The organism is Kitasatospora sp. NPDC057015, from assembly GCF_042673745.1.
GTDB lineage: Bacteria > Actinomycetota > Actinomycetes > Streptomycetales > Streptomycetaceae > Kitasatospora.
Genome location: NZ_JBHUSG010000024.1, coordinates 15,866 through 28,561 on the forward strand (window position 1 = coordinate 15,866; position 12,696 = coordinate 28,561).

Genomic DNA, 12,696 nt, shown 5'->3' on the forward strand with positions numbered 1-12,696 from the left:
GTGTCGACCCCGTCCGCCGTGTGCGGGCGGGGTCGACGTCCCTTTGCGGAGCGCACCGTTTGGCGAGAGATGTTTCACGTGAAACGGTGCTGGAGTGCGGTCGGTGGGTTCGGTGGATTCGGTGAGCGGAGAGGCTGAGATGGACACGGAGAGTGGGGCTCCCGGTGGCGAGGCGGCCGCCGGGAGCGAGGTGGGCCCGGGCGAGGCTCCGGCGTCGGCACGGGAGATCTTCGGAGACCGCTTCGAGTCCGCGGTCCGCTACACCGAGCTGCTGGCCACGGCCGGGGTCCAGCGCGGCCTGATCGGCCCGCGCGAGGTGCCCAGGCTCTGGGACCGCCACGTGCTGAACTGCGCCGTGCTGGCCGAGCTGCTGCCGGCCGGCTCCTCGCTCTGCGACGTCGGCTCGGGGGCCGGGCTGCCCGGGATCCCGGTCGCGCTCGCCCGGCCGGACGTCTCGGTCACCCTGCTGGAGCCGCTGCTGCGCCGGACGACCTTCCTGGAGGAGGTGGTCCGCGAGCTCGGCCTGGAGAACGTCACGGTGCTCCGGGGGCGGGCCGAGGAGATGGTCGGAAAGCTCGCGGTGGACGTCGTGACGGCCCGCGCCGTGGCGCCGCTGGACCGGCTGGCCGGCTGGGGGATGCCGCTGCTGCGTCCGCACGGCCAGATGCTCGCGCTCAAGGGCGACAGCGCCGAGCAGGAGCTCGCCGAGACCCGGGCCGGACTGACCAGGCTCGGGGCGGTCGAGTGGTCGGTGATCTCGGTGGGCGAGGGCACCCTGGAGACCTCGACCCGGGTCATCCAGGTCAAGGCGGGGGAGAGCCCCGGCGGGGTGAAGGCCGCCAACCGGCGGGCCAAGGCCGCCCGGGCCGGCCGGAGCGTCGCCGGCAAGGGTGCGGAGCGCGGGCGCGGCGCGGGGCGCCGGCGGCGCTGATCCGCGGACGGACGGACGGGCGGGTGGCCTTCGGGCCGCCCGCCCGTTGTCGTTTCCGCTTTCGCCGGCCCTGTTGTGCCCGGCCGGTGAGCGCGGGCCGCCAGGTCCGACCGGCTGTGCCGGGGTGGCGGGGGTGCGCGCGGGTCCGTTTCCGGGGCCCGGAGGTCGGGAGCGGCGGCCGGTCGGCTGTCGTGCCGGTCGCCCCGGGGGGATCACCGCCGTTCGGTGTCCGGCGGGTGGCCATCCGGGTGACGCGGCCCCACCGGAGTGTCGCAGCGTCAGATTTCCGACATAGCGGGCATGGTGTTTCACGTGAAACGTCGCTCCCTGCTTTCTGGAAGTTTCGACCTGCGGCTTCCCCGCGGGCTCGGTCGTAGCCGGGCGGCGACTGTTGCCGCTCCGGTTTCACGTGAAACACTGACCCCCATGCAGGACTCGGAGACCATCGACCAGATCGATGACACGCCCATCGCCCGGGCCGCCCAGGCCGCGGTCCAGGCCATCGGGCGCGCCGGCGAGGGGCTACCCAGGCCGGCCGCCACCCGCGTGATCGTGGTGGCCAACCAGAAGGGCGGGGTGGGGAAGACCACCAGCACCGTCAACCTGGCCGCTTCCCTCGCCATGCACGGACTGCGCGTCCTGGTGGTGGACCTCGACCCGCAGGGCAACGCCTCGACGGCCCTCGGGATCGACCATCACGCCGAGGTGCCGTCGATCTACGACGTCCTGGTCGAGGGCAAGCCCCTCGCCGACGTCGTCCAGCCCGTGGTCGACGTCGAGGGGCTGTTCTGTGTGCCCGCGACCATCGACCTGGCCGGCGCCGAGATCGAGCTGGTCTCGCTGGTGGCCCGCGAGGGTCGGCTGCAGCGTGCCATCGCCGCCTACGAGCAGCCGCTCGACTACATCCTGATCGACTGCCCGCCCTCGCTCGGCCTGCTGACGGTCAACGCCCTGGTGGCCGGCCAGGAGGTGCTGATCCCGATCCAGTGCGAGTACTACGCGCTGGAGGGCCTCGGCCAGCTGCTGCGCAACGTCGAGCTGGTCCGCGCCCACCTCAACCCCGCGCTGCACGTCTCCACCATCCTGCTCACCATGTACGACGCCCGGACGCGGCTCGCGGCCCAGGTGGCGGAGGAGGTCAGGACGCACTTCCAGCAGGAGGTGCTGCAGACCGCCATCCCGCGCTCGGTCCGGATCTCGGAGGCGCCGAGCTACGGGCAGACGGTGCTCACGTACGATCCGGGTTCCACCGGTGCACTGTCGTACCTGGAGGCCGCCCGTGAGCTGGCGCTCCGGGCCTCGACCACCGGGTCCGGCACGGTCGGGCAGCAGCGTGGCGCGGCCCATGCCGCCCACCAGATGGTTCAGCACAGCACGACGGAGGACAATCGGTGAGTGCTCGCAGGGGCTTGGGACGAGGGCTCGGGGCACTGATCCCGGCCACGACGCCGGTGGCGGCCGGCGCGGTGGCGTCGCCCCGGGCGGCGGAGCCCGCGCCGGGGGAGGTGCTCACCGAGAGCGCCCCGGTACGCGGCGCGGCGCCGCTGCTGCCGACCGGCCGGGGCACGGTGGCGGCCAGGGCCGCCGCCGAGAGCGCCCGCGAGACGACGGTCGGGCAGCCGGCCGCATCGCCGGCCGAACCGGGCACGGAGGCGGAGCTGACCCCGGTGGCCGGCGCCCGCTTCGCCGAGCTGCCGCTGGACTCGATCACCCCGAACCCCCGGCAGCCCCGCGAGGTCTTCGACGAGGACAAGCTGGCCGAGCTGGTCGCCTCCATCAAGGAGGTGGGCCTGCTGCAGCCGGTGGTGGTGCGCCAGGTCGGTGTCGAGCGGTACGAGCTCATCATGGGCGAGCGGCGCTGGCGGGCCTCCCGCGAGGCCGGCCTGGAGCAGATCCCGGCGATCGTCCGGGCCACCGAGGACGACAAGCTGCTGCTGGACGCCCTGCTGGAGAACCTGCACCGGGCGGAGCTCAACCCGCTGGAGGAGGGCGCCGCGTACGACCAGCTGCTGCGGGACTTCTCCTGCACGCACGACGAGCTGGCGGACCGGATCGGGCGCTCGCGTTCGCACGTCTCCAACACCCTGCGGCTGCTGAAGCTGTCCCCGGCCGTCCAGCGCCGGGTCGCCGCCGGGGTGCTCACGGCCGGCCACGCCCGGGCCCTGCTCGCCGTCGCGGACGGCGAGCGGCAGGACCAGCTGGCGAAGCGGATCATCGCGGAGGGCCTCTCGGTGCGGACCACCGAGGAGATCGTCGCGCTGATGGGTTCGGAGGAGAAGCCGCAGCGCCCGAACGGCGCCAAGGCGGGCAAGCTGCTGTCGCCGGCGTTCAACGACCTGGCCGGCCGGCTCTCCGACCGGTTCGAGACCCGGGTCAAGGTCGAGGTCTCGCAGCGCGGGGGGCGGCTCGGCAAGGGCAAGGTCGTCCTGGAGTTCGCCTCGGTCGAGGACCTCAACCGCATCCTGGACAGTCTGGCGCCGGGGGAGGACGGGCTGCGGCTGTCGCAGACCTGATCGGCGAGCTCGACCGATGGGTGCATGCCTCACGGGAACCGTGGTCACCGAACCGCGTTTCACGTGAAACATGCACCCATCGGCATGTGGGGCCTGAGCTTCTGGGGGATGCTCGAAGTGAGGACGAGGAGGTGCGGGGCATGGGACGCCGGATCGCCCCGCTGACGCTGGACAATCTCGGTGATCTGCCGACGACCTGCCGCTCGTGCGTGTTCTGGGAGCTGGACCCGGTCACCGCGCGCGAGGCGGTGGAGGCGGGGAAGCCGGAGCTGGAGAAGGAGGGGTGGATCTCCGCCGTACTGCTGGAGTGGGGCTCCTGCGGTCGGATCGTCTACGTGGACGACGTCCCGGCCGGGTTCGTGACCTACGCACCGCCGGCGTACGTACCGCGCTCGCTGGCCTTCCCGACCAGTCCGGTGGCGCCGGACGCGGTACTGCTGATGATCAGTCGGGTGCTACCCGGCTACCAGCGGCAGGGCCTCGGCCGGGTGCTGGTGCAGACCGTGGTGAAGGACCTGATGGCGCGAGGGGTCCGGGCCGTCGAGGCCTTCGGCGCCGTCGGTCCGGACCGCCCGAGCTGCGTGCTGCCGGCGGAGCACCTGCTCGCGGTGGGGTTCAAGACGGTGCGCCCGCACCACCGCTATCCACGGCTGCGCCTGGAGGCCCGTACCGCGCTCTCCTGGAAGGGCGACATGGAGGTGGCGCTGGAACGCCTGCTGGGCGGCGGACGCAAGGAGCCGGCGCTGCGGCCGTTCTGAGGGCCCCGTGGGCACTCCCGGCCGGAGGAACGACTGAGGCGGAGAACGGCTGAGGCGGGCCTCCCGGTGGGGAGGCCCGCCTCAGCCGGATGACCGGGGGAGCCTAGATGAACTCGGCCAGCTCGCGCAGCAGCGCGGCCTTCGGGCGGGCACCGGTGATGGACTTCACCGGCTGGCCGTCCTTGTAGACGATCATGGTCGGGATCGAGATCACGTTGTACGCCGCGGCCGTCTGCTGGTTGGCGTCGACGTCGAGCTTGGCGATGGTCAGCTTGTCGCCGTGCTCGCCGGCGATCTCCTCCAGGATGGGGGCGATCTGACGGCACGGGCCGCACCAGGTGGCCCAGAAGTCCACCAGGACGGGCTTGTCGCTCTTGAGGACGTCGGCCTCGAAGGACGCGTCGGTCACGATGTTGGTGGCGCCGGCCACGGTAGCTCCTAAGGGTCACGGACGAAGTGTTGCCGCCAGGACAACAACGGCGGGTGCCGTTATGTTTCTGCCCCGGGCGGAGGGACGGGCGGGGTGGGCCTGAAGTGAGGCCCGTTCCACGTGAGATGTGTTTCACGTGAAACGGCGCAGTGGTGCCGCGCACCCCGCCCGGTGGATCGGGTGGTCGGGGGTGGTCAGACCGCGACGGTGGCGGCCTGGGCCTCCAGGTCGGCCAGCGAGGCCAGGTAGCGCTCGGCGTCCAGGGCCGCGGCGCAACCGGTGCCGGCGGCGGTGATCGCCTGGCGGTAGGTGTGGTCGACGACGTCACCGGCGCCGAAGACGCCGGGGATGTTGGTGCGGGTCGAGGGGGCCTCGACCTTGAGGTAGCCCTCGGCGTCGAGGTCGAGCTGTCCGGTGAACAGCTCGGTCCGCGGGTCGTGGCCGATCGCGATGAACAGGCCGGTGACGGCCAGCTCGCGCTTCTCGCCGGTGGTGGTGTCCCGCAGGGTGAGGCCGGTCAGCTTCGGGTCGCCGTGGATCTCCTCGACGGCGCTGTCCCAGGCGAAGCTGATCTTCGGGTCCGCGAAGGCCCGCTCCTGCATCGCCTTGGAGGCGCGCAGGCTGTCCCGGCGGTGGACGACGGTGACGCTGCGGGCGAAGCGGGAGAGGAAGGTCGCCTCCTCCAGCGCGGTGTCGCCGCCGCCGACCACGGCGATGTCCTGGTCGCGGAAGAAGAACCCGTCACAGGTGGCGCACCAGGAGACCCCGCGGCCGGAGAGCGCGTCCTCGCGCGGCAGGCCGAGCTTGCGGTGCTGCGAGCCGGTGGTGACGATCACCGCGCGGGCGCGGTGGACGTTGCCCTCGGAGTCGGTGACGGTCTTGACGTCGCCGGTGAGGTCGACCGAGACGATGTCGTCGGGGACGAGCTCGGCGCCGAAGCGCTCGGCCTGCGCCCGCATGTTGTCCATCAGCTCGGGGCCCATGATGCCGTCCCGGAACCCGGGGAAGTTCTCCACCTCGGTGGTGTTCATCAGGGCGCCACCCGCGGTGACGGCGCCCTCGAAGACCAGCGGCTTGAGCGAGGCTCGGGCGGTGTACAGCGCGGAGGTGTACCCGGCCGGGCCGGAACCGATGATGATCACATTACGGACGTCGCTCACTGCATCTCCTGGTTCGCATCGCGACCCGCGCTTGTGCGGGGAGGGCGGTCCTGCTCCGCCGCCCGGGACAACGACTGACCAGTGTCCCGCATTCCCAGCGGAATCCCTACCAGCTGCCCGCAGTGTGGGCCGCGAGTACGCCGCCCGGACGAGGAGGCGGGTGGACGGTCGCCCGGGGCTGCGGCGACGCTCCGAGGGGGCGGGTGCCGGTCGGGCGGTCGGCGGGCCGACGGGCGGCTCAGCGGGCGGCGACGGTGCGGTGCAGCAGGACGGACTCCCGGCCGTCGGCGCAGCCCGTACCGACCAGGTAGACGTCGAGCTGGTCGGGGTGGCCGGGCACGGCGTACACGAGGAGGTCCGCGGGGACTCCGGCGAAGGTGCCGTGGTCGGTGGCGAGCAGCGGCGCGGTGGAGGCGGGCGCGCACGGGCCGGCCGTCCGGGTGGTGAGCTCCTCGCCCTCGGCGGGGCGGGCGACGGCGGACGTGCCGACGAGTTCACGCGCCTGTGCGGCGAGGGTGTCCTCGCGGTACTCGTTGCGGGCGCTCCCGATCGCGGGCTGCTCCTTGGGCGCCTGCGTGCCGGGGCGGACGGGGGCGACCGCGGAGGGCGAGGAGGGCGCGGAGGCCGCTGCCGCGCCGGCGGCGGTGTCGGTGGCCTGGTCGGGCGCCGGGGTGCGCAGCAGCAGCGCCCCGAGGGTGACCGCGGCGAGGGCGAAGGCGGTGGCCAGCAGAGCGCGGCGGCGCCCGCGCCGCCGGGGGCGGCCCGGTCCGGTCGGCGGGGTGGCCGAGACGGGGCGGGAGGGCGGCTCCGGACGGGAGGACGGGTCGGGGCCGGCGGCCGGTCGGGGGCTGCCCGGTGCGCCGGCGCCGGACGCGGGCACGGGCTGGCTGCGGGGCACGGACGTGGTCCGGGCCCGGGCGGCGGCCTCCGCCGCCAGGGCGGCGTCGATCCGCCCGGCGACGTCCTCGGGCATCGGCGGGGCGGGTTCGGTGCCGAGCAGCTCGCTCACTTCGGCGAGGGCGGCCAGCGTCTCGCGGCAGTCGGGGCAGCCGTCGAGGTGCTCGCGCAGGGTCGCCGCCGCCTCGGGGCCCTCGACGAGGTCCTCGGCGAAGTCGGCGAGGTCGTCGATCGAGGGGTGCGGCCCGGCCGGGTGCGGGGCGGAGGTGGGGTGCGTCATCGCGCGGTCGCATCTCCTTCCAGGATCGGCTCGCCGTCGGTGCTCGTCCCTGTGACGGCTCGGGGGCCGGACGGGTTCCCGGCGGGTGCGGATCCGCCGGCTGTTTCACGTGAAACAACGCCGCCGTGCGCAGCCGCGGAGCCGTCTGCAGCGGCGGAGCCGTCGGCGGCCGGGCCGCCCTCGCGCAGGTGCCGTACCAGCGGGAGCAGCCGGGCGCGGCCGCGGGCGCAGCGGCTCTTCACCGTGCCGACCGGCACGCCGAGCAGGTCGGCGGCCTCCGCGACGGGGTAGCCCTGCATGTCGACGAGGACGAGGGCGGCCCGCTGTTCGGCCGGCAGGGCGTCCAGCGCGGCCGTCAGCTCGCGCCGGACCTCGTCCCGGACCACCTGGTGGTCGGCCGCCTCGGAGCTGCCCAGCAGGGCGTCCAGGCGCTTCGGGTCCTCGTCCAGCGGGCCGGTGCGGCGGGTCGCGCTGCGGCGGGCCCGGTCGAGGCAGGCGTTGACCACGATCCGGTGCAGCCAGGTGGTGACGGCCGAGCGGCCCTGGAAGGTGTGGGCGGAGCGGAACGCCGAGACGAGGGCGTCCTGGAGGGCGTCGGCGGCCTCCTCGCGGTCTCCGAGGGTGCGCAGCGCGACGGCCCAGAGCCGGTCCCGGTGGCGCCGTACCAGCACTCCGAAGGCGTCCGGGTCGCCGGCGACGTGCCGGCTCAGCAGCGCCGCGTCGCTGTCCTCGGCGTCCACCGTCCGCACCCCCTCCGTCCTTCGTCGTGACCCGTCGTGCCGGTAGCCGCTGCCGGGCCCGTCGGTCCGTCCGCCGGGCGGCAGGACGCGAGCAGGCCCCCGGTCAGCCGGTCGACCGTCAGCCGGTGACCTTGATCTCGGACACCTGGCCGTGCCAGACGCCCCCATCCTTGGGGAGGTCGGTCATCCAGATCAAGAGGTAGCGGGTCGTCAGCGGGGCCTCGGGCTTGAGGTCGGCCTGGGCGCCGGTGCTCTGGGCGACGACGCGGTAGTCACCGGGCCGGCCGGGGGCGGTCGCGGACTGGTTGGTCGGGACGCGCAGCTCGACCTTGGTGCTGCCGACGAACTGGACGTTGACCGACCCGACCTGCTGGGGCGAGCCGAGGTCCACCAGGAGGCCGGTGCCCTCCTTGATCATCTGCAGCGGGTTCTTGTAGTCGAGCGTCGTCCAGGTCGTGTCGGGGTTGCCGTCGTGGGTGAGCGGCAGCCTCGGGACGCTCTCGGGGGAGTCGCCGAGCGGGTTGAACGACTTCACGTCGGCGATCTCGACGGGGGTGCCGGCGGGCGGGCCGGGGACCGGCGTGCCGACTTGCGGGTGCGCCGTCTCGGGCAGGGTGACCGCGGCGTCGGGGTGTCCGGGGGTGCGGCCGGAGTCGCGGAGCTGACCGACCAGCTGCCAGGAGGAGAACCCGACGGCGGCCAGGGCGACCGTCCAGGCGGTGGCCTTGAGCACCCGGCGCAGCCGGCGCCGGCGCGGTCGCTGCGGGTACGGCAGCGGGCCGTGGAACGTCGGGCCGTGCCCGGTCGGCGGCGCGGCGGCCGGCGGGGAGGACTGCGCGGGCGGGTTGCGCCGGGGCGGGGTGAAGGCGGGCAGCTCGGTCTCGGGCTGGCGGATGCGGGGCATCAGCGCGATCGCCCTGGCCAGCTCCTCGGGCGTGGAGATGGAGTTCGGGTGGTGCGGCGGCTCGCACAGGGTGCGGGCGGCGAGCTCCGCGAGGCCCTTGTGAACGCCGGCCCGGACCTGGTCCGGGGGCACCTGGCCGAGGCCCTTCGGCAGCCCCTGGAGGTCGTAGCGGTCCTCCGGGAAGGGCCAGCGGTGGGTCAGGGCCGCGTACAGCAGGACGCCGATGGCGCGGGTGTCGGTGAGCTCGGAGTCGGCGCTGTCGTCGACCGGCAGCCCGCGCAGGGCGGCGTCGACGGCGATGCCGTTGATCCGGTACTGCCCGCCCTCGGTCCGCAGCACGCAGCGTGGGGTGAGCCGCAGGTGCGCCTGGCCGCGCCGGTGGGCGGTGGCGATGGCATCGGTGACCTGGCGGACCATCTGGTAGGCGTCGTACGGCTCCAGCGGGCCGTCGGCGAGCAGCTTGGCGAGGTCGGAGGCGTCCGGGAGCCACTCCCGTACGACGTAGACCAGCTCGCCCTCCTGGACGGCGTCGAGGACCTGGACGAAGCGCGGGTCGCCGAGCAGGGCGGCGGACTTCGCGGCGGCCAGCACGGCCCGGGAGCGCTGGTGTCCGGCCGCCATCAGGTGGACGCCGACCGCGCGGCGCAGCTTCTCGTCGACCGCGCGCCAGCTGCTGAAGGTCTCGGTCTGGGAGATGCACTCCTCCAGCCGGTAGCGGCCGCCGATGACGTCGCCGCTGTGCCGCAGCGGGGCGGGCAGGGTGACCGGGAGGGCGCCCGTCCCGCCGGCCTCCGGGTCGCCGGGAGCCGCCTTGGGAGCAGCCTCGGGGGCATCGGAGCCGTCGGCCTCGGGTTCGGCCCTGCCCGCCGTCCTGCCGGCGGCCTTGGCGCCGGCCTTCGTCCCGGACGTGCCCGCGGCCCTGTCGCGGGCCGCTGCGGCCGCCGCGAGGGCGGCGCCTGCGGCCAGTTCGACGGCGATCTCGTCGGCCGAGAGCGGGGCGGTGGTCTCGGAGACCTCCTCCTCGCCCTGCGGGCCGGCCGGGGCGTCGCCCGCGAGGTCGTCGATCGCCATGGCCAGCGCAGCCTCGTCCGCCGCCCCGTCCGCGTCCGACGTGTCGACGACCGCCTTGGTGCCATCAGCCACCGTGGTCATGCCTCCCCTTGTGTCGCCCCGGTCGTGTCGCCCCGGACCCGAGAAAGTCGCTGGATCGCCCCGGCCCGGAGGCCGGAAGCGGTCCGGGTCAATTGTGCCCACTGTTCCCCCCCGCGTACGACCGCTGAGAGGGGCAAGCGGTTGCGCGGGGTGGAGAGATCTGGTGCAGATCGGCCGCTGGGCCGGGTCCGGCGCTCCGGGGTGTCACCCGATCGCCGAATCCGGCCCAGCGGCCGCCGCCACCCGAGGTGGCGCATTCCCCGCGTCCGTGCGGTTGACGGTGCGGTCAGCGGCCCAGGCGGCCGCGGACCATCCCGAGCATGGAGTTGAGCTCCTCGATCTTGAGCCGCTTCGCGACCACCGCGAACACCGCCAGCTGCAGCGCGCCGGCCACCAGGACGGTCAGTACGCTGCCCAGCCAGCCGCCCATCACCGAGCCGATCAGCAGGCTGACCCCGATGCCGACGGCGGCGGCCGGGACGCAGGCCGCGGCGAGCCGGCTGTAGGTGCGGCCGATCCGCTTGGTGTCCAGCCCGCCGATCTTGCGCTTGAGCTTGGGGATGGCCACCGCCACACCGACCGCGTAGGCGGCGCCGTAGCCGAAGGCCATGCCGGTCACCACCCACTGCGAGGGCAGCACCAGGTAGCAGACCACCGAGAAGCCGGCCTGGCAGCCGGCCACCCAGACGGTGTTGGAGAAGGGGGTGCGGGTGTCCTCGTAGGCGTAGAAGCCGCGCAGCATGACGTACTGCATCGAGTACGGGATCAGGCCGAGGGCGAACGCCGAGAGCATCAGGCCGATGTTGGTGGCGCTCTCCAGGGCCTGCTCCTGGCCGCCGACGGCGTAGATCGAGCGGGCGATGGCGGGGCCGAGCGAGAGGAACAGGAAGGCCCCGGGGATGATCGCCACCGCGGTGGTTCGCAGGCCGTAGGAGAGGTCGTCGCGGACGGTGCCGGCGTCCTCGTCGGCCGCGGCGCGGGAGAGCCTGGGCAGCACCGCGCTCATGATCGAGACGGCGATCACCGCGTGCGGCAGCTGCCAGATCAGCAGGGCGTTGGAGAACGCCGACAGGCCCGCGCCGTTGTCGCCCGCGTCGATGCCGGCCGCGACGGCGATCTGGGTGATCACCAGGTAGCCCGCCTGGTTGGCGAGGACGAAGAAGAAGGTCCACTTCGCCAGTCGGGCGGCCTTGCCGAGGCCGTGCCCGCGCCAGTCGAAGCGCGGCCGGTAGCCGAAGCCGGCGGCCCGCAGGTAGGGGATCATCGCCAGCGCCTGGACGGCCAGGCCGAGCAGGGTGCCCAGGCCCAGCAGCCGGACGCCCTCGGGGGAGATGGTCGCCGGGTTGACCCCGGTGTCGCTGAAGCCCCCGTAGACCCAGATGTAGGCGCCGAAGGTGAAGATCACCACGATGTTGTTGAGGACCGGGGTCCACATCATCGCGCCGAACCGCCCGCGCGCGTTGAGGATCTGCCCCATCACCACGTGGATGCCCATGAAGAAGATCGTCGGCAGGCAGTAGCGCGCCAGCGCCACCGTGGTGTCGGCACTGGCCTGGTCGGTGGTCAGCGCGTGCGCGATCAGCTGGACCAGGATCGGGGCGCCGAGCACGGCCACGAAGGAGACCCCGGCCAGGCCGACGATCACCAGGGTGAGCAGCCGGTTGGCGTAGGCGGCGCCGCCGTCGTCGTCGTGCTTCATGCTGCGGACCAGCTGCGGTACGAAGACGGCGTTCAGCGCGCCGCCGCCGATCAGGATGTAGAGCAGCGTCGGGAGGGTGTTGGCGGCGTTGTACGAGTCGCCCATCCGGACCGCGCCGATGGCGGCGACGATGACCATGGTGCGGACGAAGCCGGTGCCCCGCGAGACCAGGGTGCCGGCCGCCATGATGGCGCTGGAGTTCAGCAGTCCGGCGACCTTGCCGCCGCCTCCACCGCCGCCGGTCGGTCGGGGCGCCTGCTGCTGCTCCCGCTCCTCCTCGACGATCTCGTCCAGCGGCTCCACGGCGGGCGGCAGCTGGACCGCCGCCACCTGCATGGTGGCCTCCTGCTCGGAGAGCGGCGGGTCGAACTCGATCGGCGGGACGAACTGGCCGCCCTGGCCGGGGTGCTGGCCGGGGTGCTGCGGGGGGCCGGCCGCGAACGGCGGCGCCGGGTAGCCGTGCCCGGCGACCGGGCCGCTGGGGGCCGCGACCGGTCCGGCGTCCACCGGGCCGGCGCCGGGCCGGTACGGGCCCGTCTGGTACGGCCCGGGCTGGGCGGGCTGCTGGCCGGGGTGCTGGGCCGGCTGCTGGACGGGCTGCTGCAGCGGCTGCTGGGCGGCCTGCGGAGCCGGCTGGGGTTCGGGCTGCCGGGGGCCGCCGCCGAACAGGGCGTCCACCCCGACGTACTCGGTGGTCTCGGAGTTCCACGGCGACTCGGCCCGGGCGGGCTCCTGCCACTGCCCCCACCGGGCGCCCGGCCCGGCGCCCGGACTCCCGGCAGCCGGCGGGGCTTCGGGGACGACGGCGGCCGGGGCGTGCCCGCCGTGCTGCGGCGCGTCGGGGTTCGCGGGGCCGCCCGCGGCCTCGGCCCGGGGGGCGTCCGCACGCCAGGTGGCCGGCGTGTCCCAGCCCGGCTGCACCGGCGGGACGGGCGGCGCCGGCGCCGGAACGGGCGTCGGGTAGCCGCCGGCCTGCGGCGGGAGCTGCGGCGGCACGTCGTAGGCCGGCGGCGGGCCGTCCTCCCGGCCGTCCTGGACGCCGTACGGGTCCTGCTCGGACTGGTACCCGGCGTAGGCGTCGGCCGCGTACGGGTCCTGAGCGTAGGTGTCGGCCACGTACCAGTCGCCGCCAGGCGTCTCGGCCGGCTGGGGGCCGCCGGCCTGGCTCTGTGCTCGCTCCTCGCGGGGCCCGCTCATGCCACCTCTTCGCTGTTCGGGGGAGGGCGCCCTGG

Annotated in this window: 10 protein-coding genes; 4 read left to right on the top strand and 6 right to left on the bottom strand. The window is 74.3% G+C overall.

Going from position 1 to position 12,696, the window contains the following annotated elements:
• Positions 1-139: 139 nt before the first annotated feature.
• The 4 genes from rsmG to ACFTWP_RS22235 all read left to right on the top strand — a co-directional run bounded on the left by rsmG (position 140) and on the right by ACFTWP_RS22235 (position 4,202).
• Complete coding sequence (gene rsmG, locus ACFTWP_RS22220) at positions 140-931, top strand: 16S rRNA (guanine(527)-N(7))-methyltransferase RsmG (protein ID WP_380266385.1); 792 nt, start codon at positions 140-142, stop codon at positions 929-931.
• 348 nt (positions 932-1,279) lie between these two features.
• Positions 1,280-2,326: a ParA family protein gene (locus ACFTWP_RS22225; protein WP_380266475.1), complete on the top strand. Its 1,047-nt coding sequence runs from the start codon at positions 1,280-1,282 to the stop codon at positions 2,324-2,326.
• Positions 2,323-3,444: a ParB/RepB/Spo0J family partition protein gene (locus ACFTWP_RS22230; RefSeq protein ID WP_380266386.1), complete on the top strand. Its 1,122-nt coding sequence runs from the start codon at positions 2,323-2,325 to the stop codon at positions 3,442-3,444. The genes ACFTWP_RS22225 and ACFTWP_RS22230 overlap by 4 nt, the downstream gene beginning before the upstream one ends.
• A 140-nt stretch (positions 3,445-3,584) precedes the next feature.
• On the top strand, positions 3,585-4,202 hold the full coding sequence (locus tag ACFTWP_RS22235; protein ID WP_380266387.1) for a GNAT family N-acetyltransferase: 618 nt from the start codon (positions 3,585-3,587) through the stop codon (positions 4,200-4,202).
• Positions 4,203-4,305: 103 nt separating this feature from the next.
• On the opposite strand, the gene trxA is transcribed toward ACFTWP_RS22235, so the two are convergent.
• From trxA to murJ, 6 genes are all read right to left on the bottom strand, one after another.
• Positions 4,306-4,632 (bottom strand): thioredoxin, encoded by a 327-nt coding sequence (gene trxA, locus ACFTWP_RS22240; protein ID WP_073929206.1) that lies wholly within the window; start codon positions 4,630-4,632, stop codon positions 4,306-4,308.
• Positions 4,633-4,826: 194 nt separating this feature from the next.
• The gene (gene trxB, locus ACFTWP_RS22245) at positions 4,827-5,792 is read right to left on the bottom strand and encodes a thioredoxin-disulfide reductase (RefSeq protein WP_380266388.1); all 966 of its coding nucleotides are present in this window, start codon (positions 5,790-5,792) and stop codon (positions 4,827-4,829) included.
• 238 nt (positions 5,793-6,030) lie between these two features.
• The gene (locus ACFTWP_RS22250) at positions 6,031-6,969 is read right to left on the bottom strand and encodes a hypothetical protein (protein WP_380266389.1); all 939 of its coding nucleotides are present in this window, start codon (positions 6,967-6,969) and stop codon (positions 6,031-6,033) included.
• Positions 6,966-7,718, bottom strand: coding sequence for an RNA polymerase sigma factor SigM (sigM, locus tag ACFTWP_RS22255; RefSeq protein WP_380266390.1), 753 nt, complete (start codon positions 7,716-7,718; stop codon positions 6,966-6,968). Before sigM ends, ACFTWP_RS22250 begins: the two co-directional genes overlap by 4 nt.
• A 109-nt stretch (positions 7,719-7,827) precedes the next feature.
• Positions 7,828-9,765 carry a protein kinase family protein gene (locus ACFTWP_RS22260; RefSeq protein ID WP_380266391.1) on the bottom strand — a complete coding sequence of 646 codons (1,938 nt, stop codon included), beginning with the start codon at positions 9,763-9,765 and terminating at the stop codon, positions 7,828-7,830.
• Positions 9,766-10,051: 286 nt separating this feature from the next.
• Complete coding sequence (murJ, locus tag ACFTWP_RS22265; RefSeq protein ID WP_380266392.1) at positions 10,052-12,661, bottom strand: murein biosynthesis integral membrane protein MurJ; 2,610 nt, start codon at positions 12,659-12,661, stop codon at positions 10,052-10,054.
• Between the last annotated feature and the right edge of the window lie 35 nt (positions 12,662-12,696).

Coding starts and splice junctions, on each gene's coding strand:
- ACFTWP_RS22250 (WP_380266389.1), bottom strand. CDS start 6,969: ATGACGCACCCCACCTCCGCCCCGCACCCGGCCGGGCCGCACCCCTCG.
- ACFTWP_RS22235 (WP_380266387.1), top strand. CDS start 3,585: ATGGGACGCCGGATCGCCCCGCTGACGCTGGACAATCTCGGTGATCTG.
- ACFTWP_RS22260 (WP_380266391.1), bottom strand. CDS start 9,765: ATGACCACGGTGGCTGATGGCACCAAGGCGGTCGTCGACACGTCGGAC.
- murJ (WP_380266392.1), bottom strand. CDS start 12,661: ATGAGCGGGCCCCGCGAGGAGCGAGCACAGAGCCAGGCCGGCGGCCCC.
- rsmG (WP_380266385.1), top strand. CDS start 140: ATGGACACGGAGAGTGGGGCTCCCGGTGGCGAGGCGGCCGCCGGGAGC.